This window comes from Pseudomonas syringae (assembly GCF_001698815.1).
GTDB lineage: Bacteria > Pseudomonadota > Gammaproteobacteria > Pseudomonadales > Pseudomonadaceae > Aquipseudomonas > Aquipseudomonas syringae_A.
The window spans coordinates 35,006-50,770 of record NZ_LGSI01000049.1; the positions used below are offsets into that span (position 1 = coordinate 35,006).

13 protein-coding genes are annotated in these 15,765 nt (G+C 58.7%); 12 read left to right on the forward strand and 1 reads right to left on the reverse strand.

The window, feature by feature from the left end:
* The first annotated feature begins 28 nt into the window (after positions 1-28).
* From acnD to prpD, 3 genes are all read left to right on the forward strand, one after another.
* Positions 29-2,620: a Fe/S-dependent 2-methylisocitrate dehydratase AcnD gene (acnD, locus tag AFK24_RS15320; protein WP_065834009.1), complete on the forward strand. Its 2,592-nt coding sequence runs from the start codon at positions 29-31 to the stop codon at positions 2,618-2,620.
* A gap of 106 nt (positions 2,621-2,726) precedes the next feature.
* On the forward strand, positions 2,727-3,911 hold the full coding sequence (gene prpF, locus AFK24_RS15325) for a 2-methylaconitate cis-trans isomerase PrpF (protein WP_065834010.1): 1,185 nt from the start codon (positions 2,727-2,729) through the stop codon (positions 3,909-3,911).
* 95 nt (positions 3,912-4,006) lie between these two features.
* On the forward strand, positions 4,007-5,494 hold the full coding sequence (prpD, locus tag AFK24_RS15330) for a 2-methylcitrate dehydratase (protein WP_065834011.1): 1,488 nt from the start codon (positions 4,007-4,009) through the stop codon (positions 5,492-5,494).
* A gap of 170 nt (positions 5,495-5,664) precedes the next feature.
* On the opposite strand, the gene ppsR is transcribed toward prpD, so the two are convergent.
* Positions 5,665-6,483, reverse strand: a complete 819-nt coding sequence (gene ppsR / locus AFK24_RS15335) for a posphoenolpyruvate synthetase regulatory kinase/phosphorylase PpsR (RefSeq protein WP_065834012.1) — start codon at positions 6,481-6,483, stop codon at positions 5,665-5,667.
* Between the two features lie 180 nt (positions 6,484-6,663).
* Here ppsR and ppsA point away from each other — a divergent pair, with 180 nt between their 5' ends.
* The 9 genes from ppsA (at position 6,664) to AFK24_RS15385 (ending at position 15,756) form a co-directional block, all read left to right on the forward strand.
* Positions 6,664-9,039, forward strand: coding sequence for a phosphoenolpyruvate synthase (gene ppsA / locus AFK24_RS15345; RefSeq protein ID WP_065834013.1), 2,376 nt, complete (start codon positions 6,664-6,666; stop codon positions 9,037-9,039).
* A gap of 107 nt (positions 9,040-9,146) precedes the next feature.
* Positions 9,147-10,139: an alpha/beta fold hydrolase gene (locus AFK24_RS15350; protein WP_065834084.1), complete on the forward strand. Its 993-nt coding sequence runs from the start codon at positions 9,147-9,149 to the stop codon at positions 10,137-10,139.
* Between the two features lie 94 nt (positions 10,140-10,233).
* A complete protein-coding gene (rraA, locus tag AFK24_RS15355; RefSeq protein ID WP_065834014.1) occupies positions 10,234-10,722 on the forward strand; it encodes a ribonuclease E activity regulator RraA in 489 nt (162 codons plus the stop codon).
* An 11-nt stretch (positions 10,723-10,733) separates the two neighbouring features.
* Entirely contained in the window at positions 10,734-11,729 is a 996-nt protein-coding gene (locus tag AFK24_RS15360) for a zinc transporter ZntB (RefSeq protein ID WP_065834015.1), read from the forward strand.
* Between the two features lie 88 nt (positions 11,730-11,817).
* Positions 11,818-12,072: a CrfX protein gene (locus AFK24_RS15365; protein WP_065834016.1), complete on the forward strand. Its 255-nt coding sequence runs from the start codon at positions 11,818-11,820 to the stop codon at positions 12,070-12,072.
* Between the two features lie 2 nt (positions 12,073-12,074).
* The gene (locus AFK24_RS15370) at positions 12,075-12,899 is read left to right on the forward strand and encodes a mechanosensitive ion channel family protein (protein ID WP_020290165.1); all 825 of its coding nucleotides are present in this window, start codon (positions 12,075-12,077) and stop codon (positions 12,897-12,899) included.
* A gap of 86 nt (positions 12,900-12,985) precedes the next feature.
* On the forward strand, positions 12,986-13,576 hold the full coding sequence (gene sigX, locus AFK24_RS15375) for an RNA polymerase sigma factor SigX (protein ID WP_065834017.1): 591 nt from the start codon (positions 12,986-12,988) through the stop codon (positions 13,574-13,576).
* 106 nt (positions 13,577-13,682) lie between these two features.
* Positions 13,683-14,717, forward strand: coding sequence for an OmpA family protein (locus AFK24_RS15380; RefSeq protein WP_065834018.1), 1,035 nt, complete (start codon positions 13,683-13,685; stop codon positions 14,715-14,717).
* Positions 14,718-14,922: 205 nt separating this feature from the next.
* Entirely contained in the window at positions 14,923-15,756 is an 834-nt protein-coding gene (locus tag AFK24_RS15385; RefSeq protein WP_065834019.1) for an oxidoreductase, read from the forward strand.
* The last annotated feature ends 9 nt before the right edge of the window (positions 15,757-15,765 follow it).

The following is a 15,765-nucleotide window of genomic DNA, read 5'->3' on the forward strand; positions in this document are numbered from 1 at the left end:
CACCGAATTCCGTGATGAGTCCCCGCGCATGAACACTGAACATCGCAAACCGCTGCCCGGCACCCGCCTGGATTACTTCGACGCCCGTGCGGCGGTCGACGCGATCAAGCCCGGTGCCTACGACACGCTGCCGTACACCTCTCGGGTGTTCGCCGAAAACCTCGTGCGTCGCTGCGATCCGGCAACGCTGGCGGCGTCCCTGACCCAGCTGATCGAGCGCCGCCGCGACCTGGATTTCCCGTGGTTTCCGGCGCGGGTGGTCTGCCATGACATCCTCGGCCAGACCGCGCTGGTGGACCTGGCCGGTTTGCGCGATGCGATTGCCTTGCAAGGTGGCGACCCGGCGCTGGTCAACCCGGTGGTGCCAACCCAGCTGATCGTCGATCACTCGCTGGCGGTGGAGCATGGCGGTTTTGAAAAAGACGCCTTCGAGCGCAATCGCGCCATCGAAGACCGGCGTAACGAAGATCGTTTTCACTTCATCAACTGGACCAAGAAAGCCTTCAAGAACGTCGATGTGATCCCGCCCGGCAACGGCATCATGCACCAGATCAATCTGGAGCGAATGTCGCCGGTGGTGCATGCACTGGATGGCGTGGCGTTCCCGGACACCTTGGTCGGTACTGATAGCCATACGCCGCATGTCGACGCACTGGGCGTCATCGCCATTGGTGTCGGCGGGCTGGAAGCCGAGAGCGTGATGCTCGGTCGCGCCTCCTGGATGCGCCTGCCGGATATCATCGGCGTCGAGCTGGTGGGCAAACGCCAACCGGGAATTACCGCTACCGACATCGTGCTGGCGGTGACTGAGTTCCTGCGCGGCGAGAAAGTGGTTTCGTCTTATCTGGAGTTCTTCGGCGACGGCGCCAACGCGCTGACCCTGGGCGACCGGGCGACCATTTCCAACATGACCCCGGAGTTTGGCGCCACGGCGGCCATGTTCTACATCGACCAGCAAACCCTGGATTACCTGACCCTGACCGGTCGCGAGCCAGAGCAGGTCAAACTGGTGGAAACCTACGCCAGACAAACCGGCTTGTGGGCCGACAGCCTGAAAACCGCCGTCTACGAGCGCGTACTCAAGTTCGACCTGTCCAGCGTGGTGCGCAACATCGCCGGGCCATCCAACCCCCATCGCCGAGTGCCGACTTCGGAGCTGGCGGCGCGAGGGATTTCCGGCGTGGTTGAAAACGAACCGGGCCTGATGCCGGACGGTGCGGTGATCATCGCCGCCATCACCAGTTGCACCAACACCAGCAACCCGCGCAATGTGATCGCCGCGGCTTTGCTGGCGCGCAACGCCAACGCCGCCGGCCTGACCCGCAAACCGTGGGTCAAGACGTCGCTGGCGCCGGGTTCCAAGGCGGTTCAGCTGTATCTGGAAGAAGCCAATCTGTTGCCGGAACTGGAAAAACTTGGCTTTGGCATCGTCGGTTTTGCCTGCACCACCTGCAACGGCATGAGCGGCGCGCTGGACCCGAAAATCCAGCAGGAAGTGATTGATCGTGATCTGTACGCGACGGCTGTGTTATCCGGCAACCGCAACTTCGACGGACGCATTCACCCGTACGCCAAACAGGCGTTTCTGGCCTCGCCGCCACTGGTGGTCGCTTACGCCATTGCCGGCACCATCCGTTTCGATATCGAGAAGGACGTGCTGGGAGCCGATGTGAACGGCAAGCAGCTGACCCTGAAAGACATCTGGCCCAGCGACGAAGAAATCGACGCGGTGGTCAAGGCCAGCGTCAAGCCGGATCAGTTCCGTCAGGTCTATATCCCGATGTTCGAGATCAAGGCTGACGACGGCGAGCAGGTCACGCCGCTGTACGACTGGCGCGCGCAAAGTACTTATATTCGGCGTCCGCCGTATTGGGAAGGTGCGCTGGCCGGGGCGCGACCGCTCAAGGGCATGCGCCCGCTGGCCGTGCTGGGTGACAACATCACCACTGATCATTTGTCGCCGTCCAACGCCATCATGCTCGACAGCGCTGCCGGTGAATATCTAGCGAAAATGGGCCTGCCGGAAGAAGACTTCAACTCCTACGCCACCCATCGCGGCGATCACCTGACTGCGCAGCGGGCGACCTTTGCCAACCCGAAACTGCTCAACGAAATGGTGCAGGTCGACGGCAAGGTCAAGCAGGGTTCACTGGCGCGGATCGAGCCGGAAGGCCAGGTCACGCGCATGTGGGAAGCCATCGAAACCTACATGGAGCGCAAGCAGCCGCTGATTATCATTGCCGGCGCCGACTACGGTCAGGGTTCGTCCCGTGACTGGGCGGCCAAAGGCGTGCGTCTGGCTGGCGTCGAGGCGATTGCCGCCGAAGGTTTCGAGCGCATTCACCGCACCAATCTGGTGGGCATGGGCGTGCTGCCACTGGAGTTCAAACGCGGGGTTGATCGGCATACCTTGAACATCGACGGCAGCGAAACCTTCGACGTACTCGGCGAGCGCATCCCGTTGAGCACCATGACCCTGGTGATCAATCGCAAGAATGGCGAGCGCGTCGAGGTGCCGGTGACCTGTCGCCTGGACACTGCTGAAGAAGTCTCGATCTATGAGGCGGGCGGCGTGTTGCAGCGCTTTGCCCAGGATTTCCTGGAGTCTGCGTTGGCATGACCATTCGCGAGCAAGCTCGCTCCCACGGGGTACAGGAGAATCGTGGGAGCGAGCTTGCTCGCGAAAGCAATGCCTGAAGCTCGCCTAATCTAAGAGGACACGTTCCATGGCTCACCCAGCGCAAATCAAAATCCCCGCCACTTATATGCGGGGCGGCACCAGCAAGGGCGTATTTTTCAAACTGCAAGACTTGCCCCTCGACGCGCAGGTTCCCGGCGCGGCCCGTGACGCCTTGCTGTTGCGGGTGATAGGCAGCCCCGATCCTTATGAAAAGCAGATCGACGGCATGGGCGGCGCGACGTCCAGCACCAGCAAGACCGTGATCGTCTCGAAAAGCAGCAAGGCCGATCACGACGTGGATTACCTGTTCGGTCAGGTTTCCATCGACAAGCCTTTCGTGGACTGGAGCGGCAATTGCGGCAATCTGTCAGCAGCGGTCGGCCCGTTTGCCATCAGCAATGGTTTACTGGAAGCCAGTCGTGTCCCGCAAAACGGCGTCGCGGTGGTGCGCATCTGGCAGGCCAATATCGGCAAGACGATCATCGCTCATGTGTCGATCACTGACGGCGCGGTGCAGGAAACCGGTGATTTCGAGCTGGACGGGGTGACTTTTCCGGCTGCCGAGGTGCAGCTGGAGTTCATGGATCCGGCAGCGGACGAAGAGGGCGCGGGCGGCTCGATGTTTCCTACCGGGAATCTGGTGGATGACCTTGAAGTGCCGGGTGTCGGCACGTTCAAGGCGACCATGATCAACGCCGGGATTCCGACAATTTTCGTCAATGCCCAGGACATCGGTTACACCGGCAGCGAATTGCAGGGCGACATCAATGGCGACCCAAAAGCGCTGGCGATGTTCGAGACCATCCGCGCTTACGGTGCGCTGCGCATGGGCCTGATCGAACATCTGGACCAAGCGGCCAAGCGCCAGCACACGCCCAAGGTGGCCTTTGTTGCGGGGCCAGCGGCTTACGTGGCTTCCAGTGGCAAACCGGTGGCAGCCGAGAGCGTCGATCTGCTGGTGCGCGCCATGTCCATGGGCAAACTGCACCACGCCATGATGGGCACGGCCGCTGTCGCCATCGGCACCGCTGCGGCGGTTCCCGGCACTTTGGTGAACCTGGCTGCTGGCGGTGTTAACCGGGAAGCGGTGCGTTTCGGCCATCCATCAGGCACTTTGCGGGTGGGCGCTGAAGCCGTGCAAAGCAACGGCGAATGGAAAGTCACCAAGGCTATTATGAGTCGTAGCGCCAGGGTGTTGATGGAAGGCTGGGTGAGGGTGCCTGAGGTTTGAGCCACAGATGAAGCACGGCCAAGCTGTAGGGCCGGATTCATCCGGGAAAGCGTCAGTTCTGCCAGCGAAAATCGTTCGGACAAAGAGGAATTGAAATGAGCAGCAACGTTGATCTGAACAACCGCCCGGACTATGACCAGGTCCTGCAGGACATCGCCGATTATGTGCTGACCTTCAGCATCGAGTCCCCGCTGGCCCTGGACACCGCGCGCAATTGCCTCATGGATACGTTGGGTTGCGGCTTGCTGGCCTTGCGTTTCCCGGAATGCACCAAGCATCTGGGCCCCATCGTCGAAGGCACCGTTGTGCCTTTTGGGGCTCGGGTTCCCGGCACGAACTTGCGCCTCGACCCGGTCAAGGCTGCCTGGGATATCGGCTGCACCATTCGCTGGCTGGATTACAACGACACCTGGCTGGCGGCGGAATGGGGGCATCCGTCGGACAACCTCGGCGCAATTCTCGCGGTGGCCGACCATCTGTCACAGAAACGCGTGGCAGATGGCGAAGCGCCGCTGAGCATGCGGACGGTGCTTGAGGCGATGATCATGGCTCACGAGATTCAGGGTGTGATTGCCCTGGAAAACTCTTTCAATCGTGTCGGACTTGATCACGTGCTGCTGGTGAATGTGGCGTCCACCGCTGTCGCCGCCAAACTGATGGGCGCCAGTCGCGAGCAGATGCTTGCGGCGCTGTCCCACGCCTTTGTCGATGGTCAGGCATTGCGTACTTATCGCCACGCACCCAATGCCGGTTCGCGTAAATCCTGGGCGGCGGGCGATGCTACCAGTCGCGCAGTGCGTCTGGCGGACATCGCCATGCGCGGCGAAATGGGCATTCCAGGCGTGCTGACCGCGCCGCAGTGGGGCTTTTACGACGTGCTGTTCAGTCACACCAATAAAGACCTGGCGCTGAAAGCCGAGGATCAGCGCGCATTCAGCCTGTCCCGGCCCTACGGCACCTATGTGATGGAAAACGTGCTGTTCAAGATCAGCTTTCCCGCCGAATTCCATGCGCAAACGGCCTGCGAAGCGGCAGTCACGTTGCACCCGCTGGTACGCAATCGAATCTCCGAAATCGACCGGATTGTCGTGACCACCCATGAATCGGCGATTCGCATCATTTCCAAGGTCGGGCCGCTGGCCAACGCTGCTGACCGCGATCACTGTCTGCAGTACATGATCGCTGTCCCGCTGGTGTTTGGCACCCTGGTCGCCGAGCACTATGAAGACGAGTTTCATACGGCCCATCCGGTCATCGATCAGCTGCGGGATAAGATGGAAATCGTCGAAGACCCGCGCTACAGCCACGAATACCTGGAAGCGGACAAGCGCTCCATTGCCAACGCCATTCAGGTGTTTTTCAAGGACGGTTCCAGCACTGACAAGGTGGAAGTCGAATACCCCATCGGCCATCGCCGGCGTCGCGCCGCCGGCATCCCGCTGCTGGAAGAGAAGTTCAAAAGCAACCTGGCCACTCGCTTCGCCCCGCAGCGCTGCGAGCAGCTGTTTGCCGTGTGCAAGGATCAGGCGGGTCTGGAAGCAATGCCGGTGCATCGGTTTGTGGATTTGTGGGTGAATCTGTAGGGGCAAAGATACGTAGGAGCGAGGCTTGCCCGCGAAGAGGTCGTTACATCCGACACAAGGCGGTGCCTGAAATACCGCCTTCCCGGACAAGTCCGGTCCTACCGAACCATACCCTGTCCGGTAGGAGGGGACTTGTCCCCGAAGAGGCCGGGGGGGGGGTTCAAGGCTTGTTATTTGAAACGCCGTTCCACGCCTTTCTCGACCAGCACTTTGGCGGAGATTTCTTCTACCGAGAAATGCGTGGAGTTGATGTTCGGGATGTTCTCGCGGCGGAACAGGTTTTCCACCTCGCGGACTTCAAACTCGCACTGGGCGTAGCTGGCGTAGCGGCTGTTGGGTTTGCGTTCGTGGCGAATCGCCGTTAACCGATCTGGATCAATGGTCAGGCCGAATAATTTGTTACGGTGTTCCTTGAGCGCGTTGGGCAGTTGCAGGCGCTCCATGTCGTCTTCGGTGAGCGGGTAGTTGGCGGCGCGGATGCCAAATTGCATGGCCATGTACAGACAAGTCGGGGTTTTGCCACAGCGCGAAACGCCCACCAGAATGATGTCCGCCTTGTCGTAATAATGGGTGCGTGCGCCGTCGTCATTGTCCAGGGCGAAGTTGACCGCCTCGATCCGCTCCATGTAGTTGGAGTTGTGACCGATGGAGTGCGATTTGCCCACCGAATAGGAAGAGTGTGAACTAAGCTCCTGCTCCAGTGGCGCGAGAAAGGTCGAGAAAATGTCGATCATGAAACCGTTGGACGTCGCGAGAATTTCGCGGATGTCCTGATTGACGATGGTATCGAAGATGATCGGGCGTACATCGTCTTTTTCGGCGGCATTGTTGATTTGTTGTACCATCGCCCGCGCTTTCTCGACGCTGTCGATGTAGGGCCTCGTGAACTTGTTGAACGTAATGTTCTCAAATTGCGCTAACAGGCTCTGGCCTAGAGTTTCGGCCGTGATGCCGGTGCCGTCGGAGATAAAGAAAGCGGATCGTTTCATTTGCGCCTTGGGCCTTAAGCTGGTGACGATTCTTGGATATCATAGGCGCGCATGCGGGCCTGGGTGGTCCGCATTCTCACTTATTTTCATGGCCCAGGCCACAAACGCCCGGAAGCGCAGTACAGGTTCCGGGTGCATGAGCTTTTCCCAACAACAAACATAGTTAGTGGAGAGATCACCTTGGTAGAGTACGTAGTTTCCCTCGAAAAGCTCGGCGTCCATGATGTGGAGCATGTGGGAGGCAAGAACGCATCCCTCGGCGAAATGATCAGTAACCTCGCAGGTGCTGGCGTTTCGGTGCCTGGTGGCTTTGCCACTACGGCTCAGGCCTACCGTGATTTCCTTGAGCTGAGTGGTCTGAACGATCAGATTCACGCAGCCCTGGACGCTCTTGATGTCGACGACGTCAACGCGCTGGCCAAGACCGGCGCGCAGATTCGTCAGTGGATCATGGACGCCGAGTTTCCCGAGAAGCTCAACGCCGAAATTCGCACTGCCTTCGCCACGTTGTCGGCAGGTAATCCGAATCTGGCCGTTGCCGTGCGCTCTTCCGCCACCGCCGAAGACCTTCCCGACGCTTCGTTCGCCGGTCAGCAAGAAACCTTCCTGAATATCCGTGGCGTCGAGAACGTGATCCGCGCGGCCAAGGAAGTGTTCGCCTCGCTGTTCAACGACCGCGCCATTTCCTACCGCGTGCATCAGGGTTTCGACCATAAGCTGGTGGCATTGTCCGCTGGCGTGCAGCGCATGGTCCGCTCCGAGACCGGCACCGCAGGCGTGATGTTCACCCTGGACACTGAATCGGGCTTCCGCGACGTGGTGTTCATCACCGGCGCCTATGGCCTGGGTGAAACCGTGGTGCAAGGCGCGGTCAATCCGGACGAATTCTACGTGCACAAAGGTACGCTTGAAGCCGGTCGTCCTGCGATCCTGCGCCGCAACCTGGGCAGCAAGGCAATCAAGATGATCTACGGCGAAGTAGCCTCGGCCGGTAAATCGGTCAAGGTCATCGACGTCGACGCTGCCGACCGCGCACGTTTCTGCCTGAGCGACGAGGAAGTTTCCGAACTGGCCAAACAGGCGATGATCATCGAGAAGCACTACAAGTGCCCGATGGACATCGAATGGGCCAAGGACGGTGACGACGGCAAGCTCTACATCGTTCAGGCACGTCCTGAAACCGTGAAGAGCCGTTCCCAGGCCAACGTTATGGAACGTTACCTGCTCAAGGAAACCGGCACTGTATTAGTAGAAGGCCGTGCCATCGGCCAGCGTATCGGCGCCGGCAAGGTCCGCATCATCAAGGACGTGTCCGAGATGGACAAGGTCCAGCCAGGCGACGTGCTGGTCTCGGACATGACCGACCCGGATTGGGAACCGGTCATGAAACGCGCCAGTGCCATCGTCACCAACCGAGGCGGTCGTACCTGCCACGCGGCGATCATCGCCCGTGAACTGGGTATTCCGGCCGTGGTCGGTTGCGGCAACGCCACCCAAGTGCTGGTGGATGGCCAGGGCGTGACGGTTTCCTGCGCCGAAGGCGACACCGGTTATATCTTCGAAGGCGAGCTGGGTTTTGACATCAAGACCAACTCGGTCGATGCCATGCCGGATCTGCCGTTCAAGATCATGATGAACGTCGGCAACCCGGACCGTGCGTTCGACTTCGCCCAGCTGCCCAATGCCGGTGTCGGCCTGGCGCGTCTGGAATTCATCATCAACCGTATGATCGGCGTGCACCCCAAGGCGCTGCTCAATTACGACGGTCTGCCGCAAGATATCAAGGACAGCGTCAACAAGCGCATCGCCGGTTACAACGATCCAGTCGGCTTCTATGTCGAAAAACTGGTCGAAGGCATCAGCACCCTGGCTGCGGCGTTCACCCCGAAAAAGGTCATCGTGCGCCTCTCGGACTTCAAGTCCAACGAGTACGCGAACCTGATCGGCGGCAAACTGTACGAGCCGGAAGAAGAAAACCCGATGCTGGGTTTCCGTGGTGCCTCGCGTTACATCAGCGAGAATTTCCGCGACTGCTTCGAACTCGAATGCCGCGCGCTCAAGCGTGTCCGCGAAGAGATGGGCCTGACCAACGTGGAAATCATGGTGCCGTTCGTGCGCACCCTGGGTGAAGCGAGCCAGGTGATCGATCTGCTGGCGGAAAACGGTCTGAAACGCGGCGAGAACGGCCTGCGCATCATCATGATGTGTGAACTGCCGTCCAACGCGATTCTGGCTGAAGAGTTCCTTGAGTACTTCGACGGTTTCTCCATCGGCTCCAACGACCTGACTCAGCTTACGCTGGGCCTGGACCGTGACTCCGGCGTCATCGCGCACCTGTTCGATGAGCGTAATCCGGCGGTCAAGAAGTTGCTGTCCAACGCAATCCAGGCCTGTAACAAGGCCGGCAAATACATCGGCATTTGCGGCCAGGGCCCGTCGGATCACCCGGATCTGGCGCGCTGGTTGATGGATCAAGGTATCGAAAGCGTCTCGTTGAACCCCGATTCCGTACTGGAAACCTGGTTCTTCCTGGCTGAGGCTCAGGCTCCGGTCTGATCCACTGAGTCAAGCCCCGACCCGCTGACGTGGGTCGGGGCTTTTTTATGTTCAATCAGGGCGGCGACGAACAGTCTCTGATGCCGGCCTTTTCTTACCAGAGCAATATGCAAAGCAGCAGCAGCCTTTTTCCTGTGGCCTTGATCAGCGCCGAACGACGTGGCGATCTGATCGAGGACGTTTATCGCCTGAAACCCGCCAACAGTCCTGATGCCAGCGTCGAAATCGCCTTGACCCGGCTGGGTCTGGTTGCGCAGCCGGATGCGCGCGGCGTGCCGGTAATTCTCTTGCACGGCAGTTTTTCCAATCGACGGTTTTGGTATTCGCCCAAAGGCATTGGCCTGGGTGCGTATCTGGCCCGGGCCGGCTTTGATGTGTGGATTCCGGAAATGCGCGGGCATGGCTTGTCCGCGCGCAATCAGGCCTATCGCTACAACCGGGTTGCCGACTATGCGCGTTACGATCTGCCGGCCATCGCTGCGTTCGTGACCGAGCAGAGCGGGCAGGTTGCCCACTGGATCGGCCATTCGCTGGGCGGCACCACCCTGGCGGCGGCATTGGGCGGTCAGTATCTGGGCCCGGACAGCGCGGCGTCGGTGGCGCTGTTTGGCAGTCAGATCAGCCGCACCTATTGGCCGCTGAAAATTCCGCCAGTGCAATGGTCCAGCCGCTTGCTGCTCAAACCCTTCGAGCACATTTCCGGTCCGCGCTTCAAACGTGGCCCGGAAGACGAGCCGATTGGTCTGGCGCTGGAAAGCCTGCGCTGGCATGGCTTGTTCGGTCGGTTCGGCGATAAGTACAGCGATTGGTGGGCGGGCCTGGCCGAGGTGACCGTGCCTTTATTGGTGGTCGCAGCGGCGGGCGATCATCAGGACCCGGCCTGGGCCTGCCGCAAGCTTTACGAGCAGATCGGCTCGCAGCAGCGCACGTTCATCTGCCTGGGACGTGAACAGGGTTTCTCCGAGGATTTTGGTCACGTGCAGATGCTGGTCAGCAAGCCTGCGCAGCGCGAGGTCTGGCCGCTGGTCAAGGACTGGCTGCACGAGCGCTGCATGCCTGTACAGGAGCTGTCGCAGCAGCCGATCGCCGCAATGCATTGAGTTAGATCGTTTCGCTGTCGCCTGGTTACGGCTAAGCTACGACGCAGTAGATGGATTTGCCCCTTGATGAACCTTCACTGATAGGAGTTACGTCATGCATTACCTCACTCCCGATTTGTGCGATGCCTACCCGGAATTGGTGCAGGTCGTTGAGCCGATGTTCAGCAATTTTGGCGGCCGTGATTCCTTCGGTGGCGAAATTGTCACTATCAAGTGTTTTGAAGACAACTCTCTGGTGCGCGAGCAGGTCGAGCAGGACGGCAAGGGCAAGGTGTTGGTCATCGACGGCGGCGGATCGCTGCGTTGCGCGTTGCTGGGCGACATGCTGGCCGAAAAGGCCGCTCGAAGCTGCTGGGAAGGCATGGTCATCTACGGCTGCATCCGCGACGTGGATGTGATCGCGCAGACCGATCTCGGCGTTCAGGCACTGGCCAGTCACCCGAAAAAGACCGACAAGCGCGGCATTGGTGATCTCAATGTCCCGATCACTTTTGCCGGCGTGACCTTTCGTCCTGGCGAATACGTGTACGCCGACAATAATGGCGTGATCGTTTCTCCTTCTCCTCTGAAAATGCCGGAATAAGCGAAGTACGAATGTTTGACGAGCAAAACGCGCAGTGGGGGCTGGTACATGCCCTCGTATTGGATGGTAGTGGCGGGGCGCGTTTCATCGCTCGGACCGAACTGGATTGCCTGCAGTTGCAGCCGCACGAGAGTGTCTGGCTGCACTGGGACCGTGGCCATCCGCAAACCCATACCTGGTTGCGCACCGCGAGCGGCTTGAGCGAGTTCGCCTGCGACCTGCTGCTCGAAGAAAACACCCGGCCGCGTTTGCTGCCGCTGCCGGACAACAACCTGTTGCTGTTTCTGCGCGGGGTCAATCTCAATCCGGGTGCCGAGCCTGAAGACATGGTCTCGGTGCGGATCTTCGCTGCCGCCCAGCAGGTCATTTCCCTGCGCCTGCGTCCGCTGCGTGCCACCGACGAACTGATCGAGCAACTGAATGAAGGCAAGGGGCCGAAAACCGCCTCCGAACTCATTCTTTATCTGGCTCAATACCTCACCGACAAAGTCCAGCCATTGGTCGGCGACCTGACTGAATCGGTCGATATAGAAGAAGAAAAAATAGATGCCGACGAGCGGTATACGCCCGATCACGGAACGTTGCTGCATATCCGTCGCCGAGCCGCTGGCTTGCGGCGTTTTCTCGCTCCGCAAAGAGACATATACGCGCAGCTGACCCGCAGCAAGTTCCCATGGTTCGTCGAAGACGATGCCGACTACTGGAACGAGCTCAACAACAGTCTCACCCGTTACCTCGAAGAGCTGGAATTAACCCGTGAACGCGTGGGTTTGGTGCTCGAATCCGAAGATCGGCGCCTGCGCGAACGGATGAATAAAACCATGTACCGCTTCGGGATCATCACCGGTATTTTCCTGCCGATGAGCTTCCTGACCGGCTTGTTGGGGATCAACGTCGGAGGCATACCGGGCTCCGCCAGTCCTTACGGTTTTCTGGTGGCCTGTACGTTGATAATCGCGGTCGCTTTGGGCCAATGGTGGCTATATAGACGCCTGCGCTGGGTGTAAAACGGTTTTTTTTGGCCGTGCTCGACCAGCGGCTTGTGACTCATGCAAATTTGGTCGCGTCTTTCAGTGACGTTACGTGAGGTGCCTAATGCACGATCCGTTTGAAGAATCTTTGCGCGACATGCTCAATTCGTCCTCCTCCAGCCGGGATGACGATGCGTGCCTGGGGCGAGTTTTGAAGACCGCCAACCGTCAGGTCGGGGCGGGTGTTCTGTTCGGCCTTCTGGGTCGCTGGTCCCAGGCGATGATGATTGCCTTGAACAATGGTTCGGCCCACGTTTCACCGGTGTCGCGCCAAAACACACTGAAAGCTAACCCTCGCTCTGTCGATAAGGCTGATTGAACATGGAATTGGATCTCTGGACCCAGAGCCTGGTTGCCGCAATGACTGCATTGTGGACCAAAGTTGCAAATTTCATCCCGAACCTGTTTGGTGCCCTGGTTGTCGTATTGCTGGGTTTTGTCGTCGCCAAGCTGTTGGACACATTGCTCTCCAAATTACTGGCCAAGCTGGGCCTGGATCGCCTGATGGGCGGCACCGGCTTGACCAAACTGATCAGTCGCGCGGGTGTTCAAGTCCCCATCTCGACCCTGATCGGCAAGATCGTCTACTGGTTTGTGTTGTTGATTTTCCTGGTGTCTGCGGCCGAATCGCTGGGTCTGGAGCGGGTTTCCGCGACGCTGGACATGCTGGCCTTGTACCTGCCGAAAGTGTTTGGTGCTGCTTTGGTGTTGCTCGTGGGAGTGCTGTTGGCGCAGTTGGTCAACGGCCTGGTGCGCGGAGCCGCTGAAGGTGTAGGGCTGGATTACTCGGCCGGGCTGGGCAGAATCGCCCAGGGGCTGGTGATCATCATCAGTATTTCGGTGGCGATCAGCCAGTTGGAGGTCAAGACCGACCTGCTCAACCATGTGATTGTGATCGGTCTGATTACCGTTGGTCTGGCAGTTGCGTTGGCAATGGGCCTTGGAAGTCGCGAAATTGCCGGGCAGATCCTGGCGGGAATATATGTGCGGGAGTTGTATCAGGTAGGGCAACAAGTGCGTGTTGGCGAGGTCGAAGGCCAGATCGAAGAAATTGGCACGGTGAAAACCACCCTGCTGACCGATGAGGGAGAGTTGGTTTCATTGTCCAACCGAATCCTCCTCGAACAGCGAGTGAGCAGCCGATAGGCGGCTAACCTGCTAATGTATGCCGCCACGCATCGCCGGAATCCGGACAGTGGCGGACATTGACCCGACTGTCGGCACGACTTGTTTTGAATAAACCCCAACCGCTATCGATGCGCTACGACCCCCGCGAGCTCTCTGACGAGGAGTTGGTCGCGCGCGCGCACGTCGAGCTGTTTCACGTGACGCGGGCCTACGAAGAGTTGATGCGTCGCTATCAAAGGACACTTTTTAACGTTTGTGCACGTTATTTAGGGAACGATCGCGATGCAGATGATGTCTGTCAGGAAGTGATGCTTAAGGTGTTGTATGGCTTGAAGAATTTCGAGGGCAAATCGAAATTCAAAACCTGGCTCTACAGCATCACTTACAACGAATGCATTACGCAGTACAGAAAGGAACGGCGTAAGCGTCGCTTGATGGACGCTTTGAGTCTGGATCCACTTGAGGAAGCGTCCGAAGACAAGACGCCTAAACCTGAAGAGCGGGGTGGACTCGATCGCTGGCTGGTGCATGTGAACCCGATCGATCGGGAAATTCTGGTGCTACGATTTGTCGCAGAGTTGGAATTTCAGGAGATCGCAGACATCATGCACATGGGCTTGAGCGCAACGAAAATGCGCTACAAGCGGGCTCTTGATAAATTACGTGAGAAATTTGCGGGCATTACCGAAACTTAACTCGGTGCAAATACCTCTAACAATCGGGCAAGTTCTGATAGACTTGCCTACGAGTTGTCCCTTATATGTGGGACTGCTTTACAATCACCAGATGGGGATTTAACGGATGAAACTGAAAAACACCTTGGGCTTGGCCATTGGTACTATTGTTGCCGCTGCATCGTTCGGCGCTCTGGCACAAGGCCAAGGCGCAGTCGAAATCGAAGGCTTCGCCAAGAAAGAAATGTACGACAGCGCCCGTGACTTCAAAAACAACGGCAACCTGTTCGGCGGCTCTGTTGGCTACTTCCTGACTGACGATGTTGAATTGCGTCTGGGCTACGACGAAGTGCACAACGTTCGTAGCGACTCGGGCAAGAACATCAAGGGTTCCGATACCGCTCTTGACGCTCTGTACCACTTCAACAATCCGGGCGACATGCTGCGCCCTTACGTCTCGGCTGGTTTCTCCGATCAGAGCATCGGTCAAGACGGCCGCGGTGGTCGTAACGGCTCCACTTTCGCCAACGTTGGCGGCGGTGCCAAGCTTTACTTCACCGACAACTTCTATGCCCGTGCAGGCGTTGAAGCTCAGTACAACATCGACCAAGGCGACACCGAGTGGGCTCCAAGCGTCGGTATCGGCGTAAACTTCGGTGGCGGTTCGAAGAAAGTTGAAGCAGCACCAGCTCCAGTAGCTGAAGTGTGCTCCGACAGCGACAACGACGGCGTGTGCGACAACGTCGACAAGTGCCCGGACACCCCAGCCAACGTAACTGTTGACGCTGATGGCTGCCCAGCAGTTGCCGAAGTGGTTCGTGTTGAGCTGGACGTGAAGTTCGATTTCGACAAATCCGTAGTCAAGCCTAACAGCTACGGCGATATCAAGAACCTCGCTGACTTCATGCAACAGTACCCATCGACTACCACCACTGTTGAAGGTCACACTGACTCCGTCGGTCCTGACGCTTACAACCAAAAACTGTCCGAGCGTCGTGCAAACGCCGTTAAACAGGTTCTGGTTAACCAGTACGGTGTTGGCGCTAGCCGCGTAAACTCGGTTGGTTATGGCGAATCCCGTCCAGTTGCTGATAACGCAACTGACGCTGGCCGCGCTGTTAACCGTCGCGTAGAAGCTGAAGTTGAAGCCCAAGCTAAGTAATTAGCCCGCTTTAAATCGCTTCAATAGGAAAGCCCGGCTTATGCCGGGCTTTTCTTTGCCCGGGATTTGACCTTCGGGTTTGAGCCCGGTCAACGCCGCAGTCCGGATCTGGAGGAATAGGCAAGATCGGCGTAGAAAACAGTCATCGAATTCAAGGTCCACAGTCGTAGCATGGTTCTCTCACACCATTGATCGAGGACGTGTCATGACTGCTGCAAAAACGATTTTCATCACTGGCGTCAGCAGCGGCTTCGGCCAAGCCCTGGCCACCGAAGCATTGGCCGCCGGGCATCGCGTGATCGGCACGCTGCGCAACGCCGAGGCGCTGGCCTTGTTCGAAGCCAGCGCCCCGGATCAAGCCCATGGCGTGCTGCTGGATGTCACCGATTTCGCCGCCATCGACGCTGCGGTCGCCAAGGCCGAAGCCGACTTTGGCCCGGTGGATGTGCTGGTCAACAACGCAGGTTATGGCCACGAAGGCATCTTCGAGGAATCGCCCATCGAAGAAATGCGCAGGCAATTCGATGTGAATGTGTTCGGCGCGGTGGCGGTTACCAAGGCGTTTGTGCCTTATTTCAGGCAGCGGCGGGCCGGCCACATCATCAATATCACCTCCATGGGCGGGTTTATCACCATGCCGGGCATTTCTTACTACTGCGCGAGCAAATTTGCCCTTGAGGGCATTTCCGATGCGCTGAGTAAGGAACTCAAGCCCTTCAATGTATTCGTCACCGCAGTCGCGCCGGGCTCGTTTCGTACCGATTGGGCGGGGCGGTCAATGCTCAGGAGTCCCCGGGCAATTGCCGACTACGATGCGTCGTTTGATCCGATTCGAAAGGCGCGCGAAGATAAAAGCGGCAAGCAGTTGGGCGATCCACGCAAAGCGGCGTTGGCCATTCTGCAACTGATCGCCAGTCCGACACCGCCCGCGCACCTGTTGCTCGGCAGCGACGCGCTGGAGTTGGTCAGGAGCGAGTTGCTGCGCAGGCTGGAGCAGATCGACGCCTGGGAATCGCTGACACGTTCCACCGACGGCTGAATGAGGTAG

Bases quoted from the DNA above. Each gene is read 5' to 3' on its own strand.
- acnD (WP_065834009.1), top strand. From the start codon at position 29: ATGAACACTGAACATCGCAAACCGCTGCCCGGCACCCGCCTGGATTAC.
- prpF (WP_065834010.1), top strand. From the start codon at position 2,727: ATGGCTCACCCAGCGCAAATCAAAATCCCCGCCACTTATATGCGGGGC.
- prpD (WP_065834011.1), top strand. From the start codon at position 4,007: ATGAGCAGCAACGTTGATCTGAACAACCGCCCGGACTATGACCAGGTC.
- ppsR (WP_065834012.1), bottom strand. From the start codon at position 6,483: ATGAAACGATCCGCTTTCTTTATCTCCGACGGCACCGGCATCACGGCC.
- AFK24_RS15350 (WP_065834084.1), top strand. From the start codon at position 9,147: ATGCAAAGCAGCAGCAGCCTTTTTCCTGTGGCCTTGATCAGCGCCGAA.
- rraA (WP_065834014.1), top strand. From the start codon at position 10,234: ATGCATTACCTCACTCCCGATTTGTGCGATGCCTACCCGGAATTGGTG.
- AFK24_RS15360 (WP_065834015.1), top strand. From the start codon at position 10,734: ATGTTTGACGAGCAAAACGCGCAGTGGGGGCTGGTACATGCCCTCGTA.
- AFK24_RS15365 (WP_065834016.1), top strand. From the start codon at position 11,818: ATGCACGATCCGTTTGAAGAATCTTTGCGCGACATGCTCAATTCGTCC.
- AFK24_RS15370 (WP_020290165.1), top strand. From the start codon at position 12,075: ATGGAATTGGATCTCTGGACCCAGAGCCTGGTTGCCGCAATGACTGCA.
- AFK24_RS15380 (WP_065834018.1), top strand. From the start codon at position 13,683: ATGAAACTGAAAAACACCTTGGGCTTGGCCATTGGTACTATTGTTGCC.
- AFK24_RS15385 (WP_065834019.1), top strand. From the start codon at position 14,923: ATGACTGCTGCAAAAACGATTTTCATCACTGGCGTCAGCAGCGGCTTC.